14 protein-coding genes and 1 pseudogene are annotated in these 20,315 nt (G+C 56.0%); 10 read left to right on the top strand and 5 right to left on the bottom strand.

The window, feature by feature from the left end; genetic code table 11:
- Nucleotides 1-124: 124 nt before the first annotated feature.
- Both Fuma_RS31195 and Fuma_RS31190 read left to right on the top strand, forming a co-directional pair.
- Entirely contained in the window at nucleotides 125-1,786 is a 1,662-nt protein-coding gene (locus Fuma_RS31195) for a hypothetical protein (protein WP_145944479.1), read from the top strand.
- Nucleotides 1,783-2,823: a cell division protein FtsA gene (locus Fuma_RS31190; protein WP_145944478.1), complete on the top strand. Its 1,041-nt coding sequence runs from the start codon at nucleotides 1,783-1,785 to the stop codon at nucleotides 2,821-2,823. The genes Fuma_RS31195 and Fuma_RS31190 overlap by 4 nt, the downstream gene beginning before the upstream one ends.
- Before the next feature lie 2 nt (nucleotides 2,824-2,825).
- Here Fuma_RS31190 and Fuma_RS31185 read toward each other — a convergent pair whose 3' ends face one another.
- Together Fuma_RS31185 and Fuma_RS31180 are read right to left on the bottom strand one after the other, a co-directional pair.
- The gene (locus Fuma_RS31185; RefSeq protein ID WP_077027556.1) at nucleotides 2,826-4,022 is read right to left on the bottom strand and encodes a DUF1570 domain-containing protein; all 1,197 of its coding nucleotides are present in this window, start codon (nucleotides 4,020-4,022) and stop codon (nucleotides 2,826-2,828) included.
- Between the two features lie 194 nt (nucleotides 4,023-4,216).
- Complete coding sequence (locus Fuma_RS31180; RefSeq protein ID WP_077027555.1) at nucleotides 4,217-5,839, bottom strand: serine/threonine-protein kinase; 1,623 nt, start codon at nucleotides 5,837-5,839, stop codon at nucleotides 4,217-4,219.
- A gap of 116 nt (nucleotides 5,840-5,955) precedes the next feature.
- Here Fuma_RS31180 and Fuma_RS31175 point away from each other — a divergent pair, with 116 nt between their 5' ends.
- Together Fuma_RS31175 and Fuma_RS31170 are read left to right on the top strand one after the other, a co-directional pair.
- Nucleotides 5,956-6,501 (top strand): glutaredoxin family protein, encoded by a 546-nt coding sequence (locus Fuma_RS31175; RefSeq protein ID WP_083732457.1) that lies wholly within the window; start codon nucleotides 5,956-5,958, stop codon nucleotides 6,499-6,501.
- A complete protein-coding gene (locus Fuma_RS31170; protein WP_077027553.1) occupies nucleotides 6,498-7,199 on the top strand; it encodes a TIGR04282 family arsenosugar biosynthesis glycosyltransferase in 702 nt (233 codons plus the stop codon). Before Fuma_RS31175 ends, Fuma_RS31170 begins: the two co-directional genes overlap by 4 nt.
- Before the next feature lie 72 nt (nucleotides 7,200-7,271).
- Here the strand turns inward: Fuma_RS31170 and Fuma_RS31165 are convergent, their stop codons facing one another.
- The 3 genes and pseudogenes from Fuma_RS31165 to Fuma_RS31155 all read right to left on the bottom strand — a co-directional run bounded on the left by Fuma_RS31165 (nucleotide 7,272) and on the right by Fuma_RS31155 (nucleotide 11,835).
- Complete coding sequence (locus tag Fuma_RS31165; protein WP_349680201.1) at nucleotides 7,272-9,080, bottom strand: Xaa-Pro dipeptidyl-peptidase; 1,809 nt, start codon at nucleotides 9,078-9,080, stop codon at nucleotides 7,272-7,274.
- A 405-nt stretch (nucleotides 9,081-9,485) separates the two neighbouring features.
- Nucleotides 9,486-9,809: pseudogene (locus Fuma_RS36690) on the bottom strand (glycerophosphodiester phosphodiesterase); the annotation flags it as partial.
- Nucleotides 9,810-10,329: 520 nt separating this feature from the next.
- Nucleotides 10,330-11,835 carry a type VI secretion system contractile sheath domain-containing protein gene (locus Fuma_RS31155; RefSeq protein ID WP_077027552.1) on the bottom strand — a complete coding sequence of 502 codons (1,506 nt, stop codon included), beginning with the start codon at nucleotides 11,833-11,835 and terminating at the stop codon, nucleotides 10,330-10,332.
- 243 nt (nucleotides 11,836-12,078) lie between these two features.
- Between Fuma_RS31155 and Fuma_RS31150 the strand changes: the two genes are divergently transcribed.
- From Fuma_RS31150 to Fuma_RS31120, 6 genes are all read left to right on the top strand, one after another.
- A complete protein-coding gene (locus Fuma_RS31150) occupies nucleotides 12,079-12,972 on the top strand; it encodes a metallophosphoesterase family protein (RefSeq protein WP_077027551.1) in 894 nt (297 codons plus the stop codon).
- Nucleotides 12,969-13,541: a sugar O-acetyltransferase gene (locus tag Fuma_RS31145; protein WP_077028672.1), complete on the top strand. Its 573-nt coding sequence runs from the start codon at nucleotides 12,969-12,971 to the stop codon at nucleotides 13,539-13,541. The genes Fuma_RS31150 and Fuma_RS31145 overlap by 4 nt, the downstream gene beginning before the upstream one ends.
- A gap of 581 nt (nucleotides 13,542-14,122) precedes the next feature.
- Nucleotides 14,123-15,955, top strand: coding sequence for an alpha-amylase family glycosyl hydrolase (locus tag Fuma_RS31135; protein ID WP_218922338.1), 1,833 nt, complete (start codon nucleotides 14,123-14,125; stop codon nucleotides 15,953-15,955).
- Nucleotide 15,956: 1 nt separating this feature from the next.
- The gene (gene sbnA, locus Fuma_RS31130) at nucleotides 15,957-16,985 is read left to right on the top strand and encodes a 2,3-diaminopropionate biosynthesis protein SbnA (RefSeq protein ID WP_077028670.1); all 1,029 of its coding nucleotides are present in this window, start codon (nucleotides 15,957-15,959) and stop codon (nucleotides 16,983-16,985) included.
- 8 nt (nucleotides 16,986-16,993) lie between these two features.
- Entirely contained in the window at nucleotides 16,994-18,712 is a 1,719-nt protein-coding gene (locus tag Fuma_RS31125) for an FAD/NAD(P)-binding protein (RefSeq protein WP_077027549.1), read from the top strand.
- Nucleotides 18,713-18,932: 220 nt separating this feature from the next.
- Nucleotides 18,933-20,243: a Y4yA family PLP-dependent enzyme gene (locus Fuma_RS31120; RefSeq protein ID WP_229360786.1), complete on the top strand. Its 1,311-nt coding sequence runs from the start codon at nucleotides 18,933-18,935 to the stop codon at nucleotides 20,241-20,243.
- Nucleotides 20,244-20,315: the final 72 nt, after the last annotated feature.

Raw genomic sequence — 20,315 nt, 5'->3', positions numbered from 1 at the left:
TATGTCCTACCGCTTTGTAGCAGCCAATCATGGGCGATCATCAGTCCAGTGTCAGTTCAGCTATCGTGCGGTGGGACATGTTCGGAATATTGCAGTTCACTGACTGACTTCAGGAATGGGTGCCATGGATCGGCTTCTTTCCCACGTGAAAATAAAGACCGTGATTCGTCCCACGTTCTTCGTCGCACTGGCGATTAGCACGATACTCAGCCCCCATGCCGCCGCGCAATTCGCAACGATGGCGCCTCCGCCAGTCCAGCGTTTCAGTGTCGTCGGCGATGTCGCTCAACCGCAGACATACGAATTCAAACCGACAGATCGCGTCCATGCGCTGGACCTGCTGCAGTCAGCAGGATTCGGTGGTCAACCGGGTTACGCCATTGTTCTGCGCGGCCAGCCAGCACGATCCGTTGCGGCCGATCAGGTGTACCCCAGCATGAAGGGTAAAGGAGCGTTGCTGCATTCGGGCGATGTAGTTGTGTTTCGAACTCAAACGGAAAATGCAACCACCCGTCCCAACGCTTTGGTTCTGTTGGGGGAAGTCCCATCCTTGCTGCCACTGAATGACGGCCTGTCTCTGGCCGCGCTGGCAGACCTTCTGCAGCTTCCGCCTGGCCTGGCAGCTCCTGTCACCCGATCGGCCGCTGGAACGGCGCGTACGATTCGCCTGGAAGGCTCGCAACAGATCCAACACGGCGACGTGATCGACCTGAATGCCGCACTAGCCGGATCAGACTCCGCTGGCGAACCTTATTCACATAGCCCAACGGTTATCGCAGACAGTCGGGCTCAGGCATCAACCACGCCGCCCGCTATGCTGCCCATCAGCCAGGCCAGTGACGATTCAACCTTGCCTGCTGCTTTGCCGCCGATCGAATACGAAGAACCGACTGCTCAAATGCAGTTGCAAACTGCAGAAGTACAAACAACGACAGAAACCGGCAGCCCCAACTTTGATCTGTCAATCACGGATGCCAGCGACGGCGACCTGGCCAGCAACCGCACTTCGCATCAGTATTCAGCAGGCTCAAACAACGCCGAAACTTACGTTCACGCGGCGTCAATGCAGCGAACTGACCACGCAGAACCTGGTCGTCTGCAACCAGAGCAACAAGCCAACCGAGGGCAACAGGCGCAGGCCGCGAGTTCTCCGATCTGGAATCTGACGTTTATTGCCGGGCTGCTGTTTGCCATGGTCCTGATTGGTGTCGGCTGGCTGAAGACGAATCAAGAAATGGAAAACGAGCGACGGCATGCAGAAGACATCGCGAAGCGACAAAACTCCGAAGTCCAAACACAAGTGCCAGTGACAGCTGACAGCTCACCGGCGGCATGGCCGCAAGAACACGCAACGGCACAAGCCACCAACGTCGATGAAGACGCTTCGATCCTGTCGATCGGGCTGGACGAAACCGGCAAGCCTGAGTCACAGGAAAGCTGGCAGGACCTGGAAGACCTCATCCAGAACAAGCTGCCACTCGAACTACAGCAAGCCAACCTGCCGCTGAAAGTCGCCCTGTTCGGAAAGCCCTCCGGTCCACAGCGCCTGCGAATCGACGCCGCTCACGCACCGGTTGCGCCGCCCAACTTTGCGTCTTCACGCAAGACCGGAGGAAGCAAGCGGCAAACGGTCGCGGCCAATTCATCGGCAACTAAGTCTTCGGCGTCGGGCTCACAAACGGGGCCTGGCCCCTCCACACAATCCTCCGCGCCGCGTGCCAGTCGGCCTGACGACAGTCGGCTGGATCGGGCTTTGAACTTTCTTGAGGAGCAGACAGATTCATGATGACGGCAATTGACTACGGCGGTTACGCAATCCGATCGGCGTTCCGCAATCCGACAGATCCTAAAGCGGTGACGTTTCTGAGCGAACGTTCTGAGTACGCTGTCTTGCCCATGCTGGACTCGTTTCGGGACGCCATCGGCCGACTCGGAATATCGTACGCCAAATGTGAAGACAGCTACGTCGTCTTCGGGAACAAGGCTGATCAGGTTCGTTGGCTAAGTCGCAAACCCTGCGCGCCGCTGTTCGCAGATGGGCACGTGCCGACTACCGATGCGCCTGCGCGGCAGATTCTGAACATTCTCACTCAGTCCATGCTTCCCACGCACAGTGGCCGCGACTCACAGTGTTGCTTCACGACGTCAGGCGTCAGAAATGACCCACGGAATGTGGAGTTCCTAAGTCGATTGATTCGCATGCATGGTTTCGCACCGATGTTCTGTTCGCCGACCGAAGCCACGATGCTGGCATGCGGCAGCGTCAACAACTTCACCGGTGTCGCCGTCTGCATGGGGACAGACATTACCGAGGTCAGTTTGTTTCGGTACGGCAGTGAGATCATTGCGGAAACGCTGGATGTCGGCTCAAACTGGGTCGACATCGAAATGGCAAAACAACTGCAGATGAAAGTCTGGGACGATACAGGCAACTGTTACCTGGACCTGGCAGCGGTTCGCGAATGGAAGCACGATCGATCGGTGCATTTAAGAAATTCAACGGGTGAGCGTGAGCGCACTCTGTCACGACTTTATGGCGTGATTCTCAGCCGCGTTGCCCGGACAATTCGCCAATTCGTTGCCTCGGAATCCGTCGAAAAAGCCATCGGAACGTCGCCGCTCGCTGTCATCTGCGCGGGTGGACCAACTCAGATTGGCGGATTTGCCAACGCCATGACGGAACGACTTGTCGAACAGGACACGGCCAGTCGAATCCAGTCGGTGTCTGTTGTCGAAAATCCGTCACTGGCGGTGGTGCGTGGCCTGCTGATTTTCGGCGAACTGGAATCTCGGCGAGGCAGGGCCGTCGAATTCGCCGCGTAGATTTACATCCGGTCCATATAGCGGATGAATTCGACTTCCAGCCGACTGATGTCACCAAAGGCCTTCTGGAAGTCCTGCAACCGTTGCTTCGCGGGATACGCCACCATGGGATCTCGCGCGCCGATGATCTGCAGGTACGTCACCAGATCTTTACGGCGAGATGGGTTCTCAAGCAGGAAAAACGTGAACGCCCATGCTTCGCTGTAGCCGTTCAACGTGTACCGATAGAAGAACTGATCGGACGCAACGATTTTTGCCAGGTTGCCCATCGACCGCTTCGGACGATGCTGTTTCGTGAACCAATTGACACGTTCTTCGTTAATGCGTTGCGACAGCAATTTGCGGCCCGAACTATTTCGCATGCCGGCCGGTTCCAGCACCGTTGCCAGGCCTTCAACAAGCCAGATCGGTGTTTCCGCCAATCGCGAATGGATGCCGATATTATAGCCGACCTGATGAGTCGTCTCGTGAATCACGGTGTTGGCAGTCGTACTCGAAATCCCAGCCGAAGCCGAAACCAAACCGTCGTGCGTTAGCAGTTCGTTTGGGAGCTGAACTTCGCCTGACAGCAGTCGAGCATCGTCGAACAACGCGACTCGGTTCGTCTTCAATGAGTAGTAGCCCATCAAGCCGGGCGAAGGCGCCACCTGATCGCGAATGCAATACTCGATGAACTCTTTCTGAGTTTGGAACACGACGGCAATCAGGGGGACTTCTGGTGCAACGACGTTAAACCCGCGGACACGATAGAATTGCTCTACATCGCGATAGATCTCTTCGAACAATTCCGCATAGCGAGCCGAACGCCCGACCGGACCGCAGACAAGATAATGAGTCGTGCCGGAAACTTCGTAACCGTCCGAGAATTCTTGCCGCAGTTCGTGGCGTAATTGACTGGCCGCCAGCGGTTGATACCGAGCCGAGATTTTTTCGAACGACTTCAGGCTGGGCACATCCAGATGAACCAACTGCCCCTGCCGATCCATCAGTGAGCACGTTTGCTTGTTCAACGCCACGACTTTGCCGAGGTAGGTCTGCTCACCATCGCTGACGCTGACCATACCGCCAGCGTAAGCATTGACTGCAGACGCACATGTGCAAACGGCGATCAGCAGGCAAATGGCAACGGCGCGACCACGCTCCCAAACGCTGATGCGCAGCGTTTGCGGGCTCGGGTTCCGGTAGTTTTTAGATAACATAAGACTGGGACGGTACGGCGGTTCAACATTCTGCCTGAGACCAATCCGGGAGCTATTAGAGGGTTTTCAAGCTTAGTTCACAAAACGCACCACGTCAAAAAAGATGCGCCGTCGCCAACATCACGCGGCAACTTGCGTCCGTCGCAGCCGCGATGGTACGAAGGGAGTTCGGCATTCGCTAAGGCATTACCGAATCATGAGCCCACAGCTGACCGCCAGACTTGCTTCATAAATCGCAAGGACTGCTCTGCCCACGGCCGGCCAACCGTCAGGGCAATGACTGAAATCCCTACCGCCAACAGAACGAGGACGATGCTGGCAAACTTGAGTCCGCCAGCTGGCGTGGCGGTGCGATTCTTTGCTTTCGAATTGTCCACAGCGGTCGCTGAATGCTCGTCTGAAGAAACAGTGACCACATCCATCGACGCGACGTCTTCCTGCAAATGACTCATAGCACGACGCTGTCCGCGGCGGAAGTTCTCGTCCATAACGCTGGCAACGCCGCTTTCATTGTCGAGGCGTTCCAGGAAGCATTCGAAGGCTTCGGAATACTGCACTCCTTCAGATTGCCACACGCTGGAATTCTGCTCTGTCGGCGCGGTCGATTTCGATTGTGTTCCCGAAGACGCTGTCGTAGCGGTCTCTGCGGCCACAATGGAATCCGTGGGCGTTTCCGCTTCCGACTTTTTCGGGGCAAGCCGTTTGAGTTTGCGTGGTTCACTGTCGGCAGAGTCGCCGGGTTCAACAAGTTCTGGTTTCTGCTGATAGCGGGCGATTTCGCCGTGTGCGTCAAGCCAACCTGTTAGCTGATCCGCGATCTCCGCACATGTTTGAATTCGCTCGGTCCGCTTCTTCTTCAACATTGACTTCAGCAACTGCTGAATTTCCGGCGGCACGTCAGCTCGAATCGTAGCAATGTCCTGAGGTTCTTTGGTTTGATGAGCCAAAATTCGCTGAGCCAAATTGCCGTCGACAAACGGCGGCCGTCCGGACAGAGCGAAATAAAACGCGCAACCCAGTGCGTAGATGTCGGCACGGCCATCCACCGTGTGACTGTCGACGGCCTGTTCCGGTGCAAGGTAGTCGGCCGTTCCGAGGACTCGTTCGTCGTATTCGCGAGTCAGGCTTTCGGCCTGGCCTTCCAGTATCGCGGCCAGCCCGAGGTCCACAATTTTGACTGTGCCTTCGTCCGTAATAAACAGGTTGCCAGGCTTTATATCACGATGCACCAGCCCCGCGTCGTGAGCGTATTGCAAACCGTTTGCCGACTGACGAATGATCTCGCAAGCATCCATCAATGGCAATGGGCCTCGCTGAAAGACGTCGTTAAACAGGTCACGCCCATTCAGCAACTCCATCACCATAAAGTGCACAGTCTGCCCGGCATCAGTGAACGACAAAATGTCAAACACCCGCATCACATTAGGATGATGCAGCCTGGCGGCCAGTTCCGCTTCACGCAGAAACCGAGGCAAGTACGATGCTTCGGCCGCTCGTGATGGCGGAAGAACTTTCAGCGCGTGAACTTCGCCCGTTTCTGTGTGTTCGGCCACATACAGAGTGCTCATCCCGCCCCGCGCGAGGTGCGACTTCAGCTGGTACGGTCCGAGAAAGAAGCCTCGATGCTTTCCGAGCAGTAGCTTGTCGGCCTGCCACTTGGTGAGTAGCCGTTTGGTCATGAGCAACCCGGCAAATTTTTCCGGATTAGCGGCCTCAGCGGGAAACCGTTCGGCCAGTTTGCGAATCGAGTCCGGCTGCAGCAGGCCGCTTCGGGCGAGTAGCTGGTGGAAGCTTTGAGGTGTGAGCTGAACTGCCATTTGCCACAAGTTAGGTCGCTACGGTCGAGTCAAAAGTGACGATAGGATATGTTGCAAACACACGCCTCGTACATGTCGTTTTGCGATTTGTGGAAAACTTGTGAGTTTCAATCCCGATGCCTGTCACCCGGAGAGACATGACTGCCAGCGACTTTAACAAGCGAGTCAACGCGTTCGCCGCCGCCACACTGCTGATCCTGGCCACGGTTTTGGCGTGCCTGATTTTTGTTGATCGCTGCACAACCATCTATATTCGATGGCCGGGGTTCTGGTATCGCTCGCGATCATTTCACCTTCTGATCTGCATCAGCGTTTTGGTTGCCGCCTGGTGGGCTCACCGATGTGCGGGCCGATTGCCCGGCGATTCTGAAGTTGTGTTCCGTTCCGTCACAGTTTACTCCAAGCCAAATTGCGAACTGTGCGACCGAGCGATCGAAATTCTTGACCAGTACGACGACGCTCTGCCTGAAGTCCGAGTGGTCGACATTTCAGACAATGCGGAGTTACAACTGCAACACGGCGCATCGATTCCCGTGGTCGAAATGGACGGGCGCGTGCGATTTCGCGGCATGGTCAGTGTTGAGTTGCTGGAGCGAATGATCGCAGCTCGCCAGCGAAGACAAAGCCGCCATTCGGCGGCAGATTCCGGAAGTCCGGTATGAACGTCCTCGGCATGTTTGCTCGGCACCCCACGCCGGGAAAAACGAAGACTCGACTGGCCGCAACAATCGGAGATCACGCCGCCGTTGAACTGTACGCAGCCTTTGTTGAGGACCTGCTACTGCGCTGCGGCGACCTTGCAGACAGTTTCGTTGCAGCGGTCACTCCGGACGACGCAAATACCCGCGACTGGTTTTCAGAACGACTTCCAAACAACGCGCAGCTTTGGTTCCAACCGGATTCAGGACTGGGCGGACGGATCGAATGGTTCTTTCGCGAAGCGATTCAGCAGCCCGGATACAAAGCGGTGCTGATCGGTTCAGACAGCCCGGACATGCCTGATGCGATCATCGAAAGTGCGTTTCAAGAACTGGACGGCTGCGACGTAGTGATCGCTCCGGCAAATGACGGTGGCTTCGTGCTGATTGGGTTGAAGGACCCCGCCGCTGCTGCTGAATTATTCACAGACGTCGTCTGGAGTGCTCCCACAACTCTACTGGACACCCTGCGCGCCGCACGCCGACACCAACTCTCAGTCAACCTGCTGCAACCGTGGTACGACATCGACACTGTTGAGAACCTCGGCACACTAATGGCCCTGCAGCAGTGCAAAGGTTCGGGCGCCGCAAAATGCGAAGCGACGAGTCGCGTGCTGAGTAAGCATCTTGCAACGTTGGGCCAACGGCAAGATACAAAGTAACGGGCCGAACGAACGACAGGCGCGTCTTGCCGTGGCCACAGCCTTTCTGTGGCCACACACCAAAGCGCCCCCTTACGGTTTGGTAGCCGCGGAGAAGGGCGCCTCACCGCCGACGACAGGCAGCCGTAGCGATGTCGCATCCAGGTCGATTGTGAGTTCCGTGCCCGGTTTTGGCCAAAGTGTAAACTCGCGGTCGGAGGAAAAAATCATCAGACCAATTTGCTGTCCGGCTGGAACAATGTGGTCGTCCGGTTGGAGTTCGAATTCGAGGTCGTAGAATTTCCCCGGTTCTAATGGCTCACCGTCGGTCAGCGACTTGTAGTTCTGCGGATCAGCCCAACCTCGCGTAATAATGTTATCGTAGATCTTCGCTTTCGAACCTTCGTTCCAGGGCAAAGATACCAGCCACACAGAGAAGTTAGCTGCCGGCTTGTTGCACGCCAATCGCGTACGGAATTTGGCGAAACCGGAAATGTGAACAGGCTGTGGCAGAGGGTCGGTGACGTACAGCAGGCGGTGCTGAGTCCAGTCAGCCTTGGCCAGGGTTGAACCGCTAAATGAAAAGTTGTCAACGATTTTCTCAGTGCCCTGACCGTCGGATTCAGTCAGAGCAAGCGTCCCTTTCTGTGAGCCACCTTTACCAGGTTTCAACGTGACAAGCTTCGCGCCGGGGTTGGGGTAATCAGCGTAAGACGTCGGCTTCTGACGATCCTCGTTTTCCCGCACGATCCACGCCTTGGGATCGTTTTCAACTCCATTTTCAACATTGTACAAGTACCGAGTAAACCACCGGTTCATCATTTTCATTGGCGGTTGGCCCCCGTGACCCGCCTGGTGGAAATAGCACTGCACCGGAAGTCCAGCAGCCTGAGCCGCTTTGTAGATTCGCACGCTGTGTTCGGGCATCACGTTCCAGTCGTTGAACCCGTGAGCCATCAGCAGAGCCGCTTTCATCGGCTTCAGATCGTTCAGGTAATCGCGGCCCGCCCAGAAGTCGTTGTAGTCACCTGTGTCGCGAGCGAATCCTTCCGCCATTTCTTTATCGCGGACGTTGCAATTGCAGAATTCGCGACGATCGGGGTCACCGCTGTTGACGTAGTTGTAAAGCACATCAATGTCTTCTCCCATGTAACCGCCGGGATGTCGCACAAGTCCATTCGAACGGTAGTAGTGGTAGTACGATGTGTTTGGAGCGATTGGAATAATTGCCTTCAATCCATCAACGCCCGTGGTCGCGCAGGCCAGCGGAATTGTGCCGTTGTAAGAAGTGCCCGTCATCCCCACGTTGCCCGTACACCAAAACGCTTCGACTTTTCGATTTCCAGTTGGTGTCGTAAATCCAGCGGCGCGACCGTTCAGCCACTCGACGACGGCTTTGGGAGCCAGAGATTCGTTGTCGCCGCCAATGGTCGGGCAGCCCTGCGACAGGCCCGTTCCAGGAGACGCCGAATGCACGACTGCAAACCCGCGCGGCAGCCAGTCTTTCCAGTGCGACTTCGAAATCACGACTCGGCGATGCTGAAACTTAACGCTCGGCGGATCACTGTGTTTGGGTGGCGGCTGGTTGTGTTCCTGACGAGGATCCCAGAAAAAGTTGCGAGTGCCGGACGCCGTCCCGGAGAAATAGGGACTCGACACATAGACAGCCGGAACCTTCAGGCCTTCAGTATCCGTTTGGCGTTGTCGAGTGACGCTAACGTGCATGCGATCGGGTTTGCCGTTGCCATCAGAATCGAATTCCGTTTCCACCCACAGATCGTGGTGAATCCACAGCTTGTCATCTTCAAAGCCAGGCACGATTTGAGCTTCGCCGTCTTTGAAGACCGGCGCGGCTTTTTTCTCATCAGCCGCTCCCGCACGCGGCAGATAAACGGGAGTCAGCCGTTCGATGCCTCGTTTGTCCGCGACGACCAGCATTTCTGCCAGCATGTCCACCAGGGGGAATTCGACGCCAGCTTCAAACAATGCTTCAACCTTCGCTGCATCGTTGGCGCAGCAATAGTTGATGCGAAGTCCCGCATCTCGTAGCTGTGCGGTATGTTTCGGCTCGACAGAATTTCCGCCGAAGAGCTGAATGAAGTTGGCCTGTGCGGCGATCGTTTCATCGACGTACTGCTGCGAATTACTCTGACGGTCCATGTTGCAGAACAAGATCCTGTCATCCACGGCCCTTGCGGCAGCAGCCGAGGCGCGACTGCAAGCCAGAAAGCACTGATGAGTTCGTTCGGCGGCTATGATCGTTCGAGCGGTATCTTCAGCCAGCTTTGTGCCTCCTTTAAGATGCACGTTCAGCCAGATGTTGTCCGGCATCATGCCCAGAGCGGCCCGCAACGTTGGAATGCGTTCGCCTTTGAATTTGGCATTCTTCCATGATCCCGCGTCCAGCTTTTGAAGTTCGCTGAGCGTGAAATCGGTCACTCGGCCTTTGCCGTCTGTTGTGCGATCGATGGTGGAATCGTGCATCAGGACGAGCTGTTGATCTTTGGTCAGTGCCACGTCGAATTCGATCATCTGAGCGCCCAGCATGATCGCTTCCCGGAACGCTGCCAGCGTGTTCTCCGGGTGAGTGTCGCTGGCACCTCGGTGAGCGCAAATGCCTTGCTGGGGCATCTTTACCGCATCGTCGGCAGAAGAAATACCGATTGCAGCGATCATTCCGAACGTGAAAGTGGCGAGACGCGACAGGTTTTGAAACGAAGTCAGGCAGTTCGACATTTCATGCAGCTCACTGAGTTTTCGCGGAAGCAGGCAGATCAGGGTTCTGAGTTGTAGTAGATCACGACGTAGCAGTCAGGCTCCCCGAGGAAACGGGGTTTTTGATAATTCAGGTCAGATTTCGTGAGACGAACCTTGCGAAGTCCAGCAAACCGGGAATGGCCCGACTTTCCGCTTGCGATGGGCACACTCCTTGAGTATCTACATTGAACAAAATCACGCTCTCACTCGCCATTAATGGGGCCAATATTGCTGTGCGAGAAGTCGGCGCAGATCCGTCGTCCAGTCTGAATTGTTTCCACGGAATCCCTAAATGTCCGAAAGTATTGATACGCTAAACGTCGTCGACGTAGTCCGGCGGCAGGCATGGCTAATCATCGCTTGCGTGGTCCGCGGTCCGGGGGCTGGCCGTCGCTTATTGCCACGAAAAAGTCGCTGCATCGTCGGCTGACGAAAGCAATCTCACGGCCGGAATCAGGACCGCGCCGTCCCCGCGCACCGAATGTACGGCCGTAATACCGACCTGCGAAAGCACCTCGCCTGCCGACAGAATCAATTCCACTTCGCCACATGGCTGCACAACAGAATCGCCGTCTTCGTCTTCGTAGATAAAGATCGGCAGGCCGTCAAAGCTGGGCTGCCAGGCCTGCCAGCACGCCCAACCGTGGGTGCTGAATCCTTGCCCTATCATCGTTGCCACTGCAAACGCTGAGTTCACCCACAGGTAGGCATTGTGAGCCGTCCCGTCCGGGATTTCTTCGAAACGAAATTCGTCAATCGGATCTGATTCTGCGCCATAAGGTCGCCGCCCCAGCACTCGCGGCATTGTCAGCACCACATGAGCCGCAGCGGGGTGTTGCCGCAGTTCGTTCCAGCGTTTCTGAGCCTCCGCATCAACCTCGCCCCAGTCGTTGGGATGCGGCGTTGCAGCGAGATCGTTAGCACCAACAATCCTGGGTTCGGCTCCGGCGACAAAGACCGATCGAGTCGCGGCATGCACCTGAGCCACCCGGCCCAGACATGCGGTGTCCGCCAGACTGTTATCGAAGGTATAGCTGCCGACGACCAGCGCCCACGGTTCGGATCCGGGTACCGATGTCTCTTCGACCAGTAGTTGATAAAGCTTTGAACGGGTGAGGTCGTCATCTGCGCAGAGGTCTTCCGCCAGATCTTGTTGAGATACGTTGAGCAAGCTGACCTGCAACGAAGCATCTGTTTCCAGACGCCGAATCAGCATGCGAACTCCCTGCCACGCCGCTTCGACCTGCTGGAACTCGGGCGAATGCAGCACGCGCCGCATCACTTCAGAAATGGCGCTATCAACTGCTGCAATGAATTCAGGCTTGCGAGGATCGGCCTTGTCCAGAACATAAGGAGCCACAATCTGACGCACCAGTTGATCAACGTTGACACTGCCTTTGGCAATCTGCTCCGCGATCGGCAACTGAGCGGCCGATGTCTGTTGCACCGCCTGGTCCAGAATGTCGCTCGGATCAACTGCAGCCGAAGCAACATCTGCTGGCGCTACAGCGGGTCTTTCTCCTTCGGAACGGGATTGATCAGCCTGTCGAATTGCGGCCGCTTCATCCGCAAACGTGTCGTCATTCTCCAGCCGCTGTCGACGGGCTCGCAGCGATTCAAAAACCTCAAGCTGCTGGTACAACCTGTCCGGATGAAAACCATCGGGCTCTTCAAGTCGCACCGTCATCCGCGGAAGGTTGGCGTCTCCGGCGATCTCCACTTTAACATTCAGCTTCGAGAAGACTTCGTCGAAGTTGTCACGATCAATCGGCCGAGGCTTTCCCCACGCCTTGTCGGCACCGAAGTCCCCCATGACAAGAATTCGAAACGGGGTCGAATCGTCAATAGCAACGGGGTTTGCTTCCGGGGTTGCTTGAGAAAATACGGTTGAGACCTGCATCACAATTCCCCTTCAATTTCGCCACCATTCAATTCAAAGCACAGGCCCCGCGATCTCTTCCCGGATTTCTGCACGCGGCTAGTGTAACGCGACTGATCGAACATCGAAACGCATGTGGACTGCACCAGCGACTTCAGTTTCCGTCACTGAAGAAAAACCGCCTGGACGCGGGCTCGCAGAACCATTTAAATGCACACTTCGAGATTGCTGTACTGAATTGCACAAAGAACGGAATACCACGACATGAGACTTCAAATCGGGCGACGCACTTTTCTGCAAAATGGAACATTGATGCTAACGGCGGCGGCATCGTCCCGCCCGTCATTCGCGCAGGCACCGAATTCAACAGTGCAGGTCGGAATCGTCACTGACCTGCACTACGCAGACAAGCCACCGGCAGGAAACCGCCATTACCGCGAAACGCTGAGCAAGCTGGACAAAGCAGCGGAACAATTTCAACGCGACAAGCCTGACTTCCTGGTCGAGCTGGGCGACCTGATTGATGCGGCGGACACCGTTGAAACCGAACAGCGCTACCTAAAAACAATCAATAAGAAGTTCGCGGCGATCTGCGACAAACGACATTATGTGCTCGGCAATCATTGCGTCGACACGCTCACCAAAAGCGAATTTCTTGGTACGGTGCAGCAAGAGAAGTCTTACTATTCCTTCGATCATGGGGGCGTCCACTTCGTCGTGCTGGACGCCTGTTTTCGCAGCGATGGCGTACCGTATCAACGAAAGAACTTCAAATGGACAGACCCCAATATCCCGGCCGCAGAACAGGAGTGGCTGCAAGCCGACCTTAAGTCGACCAAGCTGCCTGTGATCGTGTTCGCTCATCAGAGACTTGACGTCAGCAACAATCACGGCGTGCGAAACTGTGCTGATATCCGAAAACTTCTGGAAGCGAATGGCAACGTGCGAGCCGTTTTCCAGGGTCACAGCCATTCGAACGCGGTAAAAGACATCGGCGGCATTCACTACTGCACAATGGTCGCGATGGTAGAAGGCAGCGGCGTCGACAATAACGGCTACTCACTGATGACATACCGACCTGACGGCACCATCGAAATCCAGGGATTCCACAAGCAAAACGACTACACATGGAAGTCCGAGACGGCGTCGGCGCGATGACGTCTGAGCGTGAACGGATGCTGGCAGGCGAGGTCTACAATGCATCAGATCCGGAGTTAGTCCAAGCACGCGAGCAAGCGCGTGATCTTTGTTGGGACCTGAATGCAACCCGTGAATCACAGTCGGAAGTTCGACGCCGTATTCTGGCCGAGCTATTCGCCAGCGGCGGCGATTCCGTCTGTGTACAGCCACCGTTCTACTGCGACTACGGCAGCAATATTTTTTTGGGTGAACAGGTTTACTTCAACTTTAACTGCGTGGTCCTTGATGTTTGCAAGGTAGCGATCGGCGACTTTGCTTTCTTCGGCCCGGCCGTGCAGATCTATACCGCCACGCATCCGTTAAATGCACAGCAACGCCGAACTCATGAATTCGGTCAGCCGGTCACGATTGGTTCCGACGTGTGGGTCGGCGGCGGAGCCATCATTCTGCCCGGCGTAACGATCGGATCGAAAACCGTCATTGGGGCCGGGAGCGTGGTGACGAAAGACATTCCGGATGGCGTCGTGGCCGTGGGCAATCCGTGTCGCGTCGTGCGCGAGATCACTGATGAGCCGCCTGTGAAGTGAAGCGTAGCTGTGTGAGCCAGCCAGTCCCTGTGGCGAATTTGCGGCCGAACATTCGTAGCGTCAGGCAGTGTTGAACGCTCAGATTTCCTATGCATCGGCGTCATCGTTCACCCACATCGGTGCGCGCTCGTTTCAGAGCGGTGTCGTCGTTCAGAGAATCTGCCCTGCGGAGCCACTGTCGAATGGCAGCGGCGGCCTTTTTCAATCAGTTCGCCGATGGATTTGACCACGGCAGAACTCGCGTGACCCCGCCCCTCGTTCACACTGGCCCCATGAAATCTGGCATTCGAGATTCACCGCTGCACAGCCAGCAAGCGCTCAGACAACGAATGTGTTCCGACGCCTGGTCGATGACCGACCACAGTGGCCTCCAGCCCTTCAGTTTTCGTTAGTCAGTAACGTAGTGTCACGCTCGCAGCAGGCGGTCGACATTGCGCTAGATCCTGAAGATTTCGGCTCTGCAGTGCCCATTCTGCCGCTCCACAATAATCCGGCACAGCTTTTGCCTTTGCGGTGTCGACCCTCGCGGGGCGACCAGGACACGCTTCGCTAATCATCCTCTTTCTTCTGGAATAACTTAAATGTCTGCAGTGCTGGAACCAACGTCGCGCGTGGAAGGTATGGGAGCGATTCTGTTCGATAAAGGTGTGGCATTTCGAGTCTGGGCACCGCACGCGGACGCTGTAGCCGTGATCGGCGATTTCAATGACTGGAAGAACGATCTGCCGATGCAGTCCGAAGGCAACGGCTACTGGTATGCTGAGTCATCGGAAGCGAGCGTTGGTGATGAATATAAGTTTGTCATCGCTAATGGTGAGCAACGCATTGAACGAATCGATCCATACGCTCGCGAAGTGACGAACTCGGTGGGAAACGCGGTTGTTCACGATCCTGAATTCGATTGGGACCAGGACGATTTTCAGATTGCGAATCATAACGAGCTTGTGATCTATGAATTGCACGTCGGAACCTTTAACCGATCGACTCCCGACGTGCCTGGACAGTTTTCTGACGCGATAGAGCGCCTTCCACACCTGAGAAAACTCGGCGTGAATGCGGTGGAGATCATGCCGGTCGCCGAGTTCGCGGGAGACTTTTCGTGGGGCTATAACCCAGCACACATCTTTGCGATCGAACAGGCTTACGGTGGACCGCGCGCGTTTAAGGAATTCGTCAAGGCGGCTCACGCAGCGGGAATCGCTGTCATCATGGATGTCGTCTACAACCACTTCGGCCCCAGCGATCTGGATCTTTGGCAGTTCGATGGTTGGAGTGAAAACGGCAAGGGCGGCATCTACTTCTATAACGACGATCGATCGAACACTCCGTGGGGTGATACTCGCCCCGACTACGGTCGGGATGAAGTGCGTCGATTCATCCATGACAACGCGATGATGTGGCTTAACGAATATCGCGTGGACGGACTGCGATACGACATGACCGCGTACATCCGCAAAGTCGACGTCGTTGCCCCTTCGGATATCCCTGAGGGCTGGTCGCTGATGCAGTGGATCAACGGTGACGTCGCGGCAAAGTTTCCTGGCAAGCTGCTGGTCGCTGAAGACCTGCAAAGTGATAGCTATCTGACTCGCCAAATCGACGAGGGCGGGGCAGGGTTTTCTGCACAATGGGATGCCAATTTCGTTCATCCGATTCGTGACGTCGTACAACAAATCGAAGATTCTGATCGCAACATGGAAACTGTGCGAAACGCCATCACGTTTCGCTACAACCACGATGCTTTCGAGCGAGTCATCTACAGTGAATCGCATGACGAAATTGCCAATGGCAAATCACGCGTGCCTGAAGAAATCACACCGGGACACGCAGACAGCCGCTTCGCTCAAAAGCGTTCTGTCCTGGCCGCCGGTCTGGTCATGACAGCTCCGGGAATCCCGATGCTTATGCAGGGGCAGGAGCTTCTTGAAGACGGCTGGTTCGACGATGGCGATCCGCTGGATTGGGACCGAGCGAAAGATTTCAAAGGTATTGCAGATGTTTATCGGGATCTGATTGCACTCCGGCTAAATTCACAAGGCACGACGCGCGGGCTCACAGGCCAGCACGTCAACGTTCACCACGTTAATAACGCTGATAAGTTAATCGCCTTCCATCGCTGGATGGATGGTGGAGACGGCGACGACGTTGTCGTGGTGGTGAATTTCGCGGATCAGGCCCGAGACAACTACGAAGTAGGATTCCCGTCGACGGGCGACTGGATTTTGAGATTCAACAGTGACCGAAAATCCTACAGCGAAGACTTCGCTGGCCACGAGACTCATAAAGTGGCTGCGAAAGCATCGTCGCGAGACGGATACCCCGCAACAGCTGCGTTGTCGATTGGAAACTATGCGGTACAAATTTATTCCAAAGATCGCGGTCAAGCTTCGGCGACTGCAGAAAGGACGATGTGAAATGGTGAGTCAGCCTTTGTGCAGTGGAGCGGCTGTCGCTGATGGAATTTTGAATGCAATCGGCAGGACGCCACTCGTTCGATTCCGTCGCTTCTTAAGCGATCCTTCGATTAAGCTTTATGCGAAGCTGGAGTGCTTGAATCCCGGTGGCAGTGCGAAGGACCGTCCGGCGATGCAGATGCTGAATCACGCCATCGCGGCAAACGAAGTCCGCGAGGGAACAACGGTGATTGAGTCGTCGTCGGGCAATATGGGGATCGGTCTGGCGCAAGCCTGTCGCTACCACGGCCTGCCGCTGATTTGTGTGGTGGACCCTCACGCCCAGCCCCAAAACGTGGCGATCATGAAGGCTCTCGGCGCAAAGATTCGGCGAGTGAACGCCCCGGTCGGCGGAAGTTTTCTGTCGGCACGATTACGTTTGGTGGCACGGTTGCTGAAGTCGACGCCAAACAGCTACTGGCCGAACCAATATGCAAATCGACAGAATCCTCAGTCCCATTTCGAAGGCACGATACGTGAAATCGACAATGCATTGAACGGCGACTTTGACTATCTGTTTGTCGCGACCAGCAGCACAGGAACGGCTCGTGGCTGTCGTGATTACCTTCGTGGTCGAAGACGTGCCACAAGAGTCGTCGCTGTTGATGCAAAGGGCAGCGTTCTGTTTGGCGGGCAGGCGGGCGACCGACTGATTCCAGGCCTGGGAGCGGGACGCGAGCCAAGACTGGCAAAGAACCAGACGTTCGACGACGTCCGGCGAGTAACCGACTTCGACTGCGTTGTCGGATGTCGCCGCGCGGCGGATCGCGAGGCCGTTTTGGTGGGCGGCTCCGCAGGTGGCGTTCTGGAAACAGTGCGTTCGATGCAGGACGAACTGGCCGGCAGCCGGTGCGTTGCGATTCTGCACGACTCGGGGACACGATACCTGGACACAGTGTTCAACGACGATTGGGTGCATTCGGAACTGGGCGTCGGTCTCGATGAGCTTCAAACACGCGTAGCGGACCGCGAACTCATGGAGCTATCGTGACTGTCCAGATGGCAACATCTCCCGACGCACCTCAGACTCCTACCAACGCCGGTCGACGCATCGTCGTCGTTGGCTGTGGCCCGAAGGGTTTGTACTGCCTTGAACGTCTGTGCTTTGAGCTCCACCGGCAAACGAACCACGGATCCGTGCGGCATCGTGTGACTATTCTTGAACCCTCAGAATTTTGCGGCGCGGGGGCAGTTTATAATCCACGTCAGCCTAAATATCTGCGAATGAATTTTGCAGCCGGATATATCAATGCGTGGCATCCAGAAAGTCCCTGCTGCGATGACCACTCAAGCCTTGTCGGCTGGCTGGCCGACAAGCACCAGACCGACCCGCAGCCTCAGGCGTTCGCACCGAGGGCGGTGGTCGGTGAATACCTTCACGACTGTTTCCGCAAAGTGCTCCGCCGGATGCGTCAGGTGGCAGACGTAGACGTGATTCGCACTCGCGCGAGAGAGATTCGAAAAAGGCGTGGTGTTTGGCGAGTCACAGCATCAGACCAACAAGTATTCGATGCCGAGGAGGTTCTCGTTACAGTTGGCCACGAAGGCTGGCGGAGTTCGGCTGTAACGGCCTTAGACGGCGTGGAGCGGCCTCAGATGGTGCCCGTCTTCCCCACCGAAAAACATCTTCGACCGTCGATCATTCCAGCCGGATCCGTGGTCGCAGTGCGAGGCTTTGGGCTTTCATGGATTGATGCCGCGCTCTCGCTAACAGAAGGGCGCGGCGGTCTGTTCGAAGACGTCGGCGACCGATGGCGATACCGTCCCGGCGGCGAGGAGCCGAAATTGGTCCTGCCTTTTTCACGTACGGGCCGACCAATGCTGGCGAAGCCACTGGCGTCGCAAATGAATCTTCCGAGGAATCTCAGTCATGTGTGGGAAACGGGTCGGGCCAACATTGCGAATATACAGAGACCAGTAGGTGTTGCTGCTATACGCCAAGAGTTGTGGCCTGCGATCACTCAGGCTGCAGGTCATGCACTAGCGGTGGCCGAGGGAACGCGTAGTACTGATGACGGTGCTCAGGCTCGCATCCAGCAGTTCTTTAAGCAGTGGTGCAGTGGAAAGATGTCTCCTCAGACCGCGACGAGGCAAATTCGCCATTCGGTAGATGTGGCCTATGGCCGGAAATCGGTCGACGCTGCATGGGCATTGGGAGAAGCATGGCGGCACCTCTACCCCGCGATCGTGGAATTGGTTAGCCACGGTGGACTCACTGCTGAAGCGTGGCAACCGTTCAACCATATTGCTCGTGAGCTCGAACGGATCTCGTTTGGGCCGCCAGCTGAAAATCTGCAACGCGTCCTGGCACTGATCGACCACGGTATCATCGACCTGAAGTTCGTCAGTGCCCATTCCGGACTATCAAACGCACGACTGCCTAACCTGCGGACTAACGACTTTGACGCCGAGATCACTCATTGCGTAAATGCCGTCATTCCGTCTGCGCAATCGATTGATGAGACCGGCCCCTTGGGCGATTTGCTGCGAAGGCAGACCATCCGTCGATTGCATGGCACGCTTGGGATCGAAGTCGACCGCGCTGGGCAGCCGATCAACGATGGTCAGATCGACACCGAAGGCCTGGCCATTTTGGGGCGACCAACTGAAGGCTGTATTCTGGGCAACGACACCCTCAGCCGCACCTTGCACAACAATATCGATCGCTGGGCGGCAAAGGTGGCTGAACGCTGCCGGACTGCCGTCACCGCAGAATGAATTCACAACCCACAAACTTATCACTTTCACTGTCCACACGTATATGAACTCCGCGACACTCAATCCTGACACGCTTCATTCCAACTGCTGCGGAACAGCACCGCTGACGGCTCGGCTCGAACCCTGGATGATTGAAGCGGTGTCCTCCAGCGCCAACCAAAGGCTTCAATCCGCGGTCCGTGAATTTGGTTCGCCAATCAACTTGCTGAATTCAGAACCGATGCTTCGAAACATCGACGAACTGAACGCCGTCGCTGACGCACGTCAGGTTCCCTTTCGAGTTTTCTTTGCGCGGAAGGCGAACAAGTGCCTAACGTTTGTGGATGCCGCTGCGGAGGCGGGCGCTGGAATCGATGTAGCCAGTGAAGAAGAACTACGCCAGGTTGTTGAGCGAGGAGTTGCTGGCGACAGCATCATTTGTACGGCCGCGATCAAGACACAGTCGCTGCTGGCAGCGTGTATCCAACACAATGTCACCATTGCAATCGACAACGACGACGAACTCGCTACCGTTGCCCAACTGGTCGAGGCATGTAGCATCCCAGCCGTATCGTTGGCGATCCGGGTTAGTGGCTTCCGGCATGACGGCCAAAAACTGTTTTCTCGTTTCGGCTTTGATTTTGACGACGTGCTTCCATTGATAAATTCACGCTGGCCTGCCGCATTGGATGACGTCGCTCGTGTGACCGGACTGCACTTCCACCTGGATGGTTACTGCGCAAATCAGCGAATTTCTGCGATCCAGCAATCGCTGCGGCTGGTCCCAAAGCTGCGTCAGCTTGGCCACGAAGTGCAATTCCTGGACATCGGCGGGGGGATTCCGATGAGCTATCTGGATGACGAGCAGCAGTGGCTCGCTTTCTGGGAACAGCTGGAACACTCGCTGCGTGAGCCACAGACCGAACCGATTACCTTTCGCCGCCACGGGCTGGGATTGCAAAGCATCGACGGGCAGCTTCGCGGAAAACCGAATGTCTATCCGTTCTACCAGTCTCCCACCCGTGCAGACTGGTTTGCGAAAATCCTTGACGCCCCGTGTGACGATCAATTCAGCATTGCCGCAGCGATCCGACAACAACATCTTGAGCTTCGCTGTGAACCCGGCCGCAGCATACTCGACGGCTGCGGTATGACCGTCGCGAGAGTGGAATTCTGCAAGCAACATCATTCGGGTGACTGGTTTATCGGACTCGCGATGAACCGAACTCAATGTCGAACGTCCAGTGACGACTTTCTGGTAGACCCCATTGTCCTGCGCAACAGCGAACCTTCAACAGAAGACCCGGAGACATCAATCGAGGGGTATCTGGTTGGCGCGTACTGTACGGAATCAGAACTGCTGTCGTTAAGAAAGCTGAAGTTCCCGAATGGCATCGGTGTTGGCGATCTCGTGGTGTTTCCAAACACCGCTGGCTATCTGATGCACTTTCTGGAAAGTCGCTCGCACCAATTTCCCTTGGCGATGAACTTAGTCGCACTTAGCGGCGAGGTTCCACGGTTCTACGTCGATGCAATCGATCGCTCTGAATGACCTGCGCCAAAACGATGAGACCAATCTCGGTTGGCCGGAGTAATCGGCACAGTTTGGAAAACGTCCTCGAGC

It is taken from the genome of Fuerstiella marisgermanici (assembly GCF_001983935.1).
Lineage (GTDB): Bacteria > Planctomycetota > Planctomycetia > Planctomycetales > Planctomycetaceae > Fuerstiella > Fuerstiella marisgermanici.
This window is presented reverse-complemented; position numbering and strand designations above follow the sequence as displayed.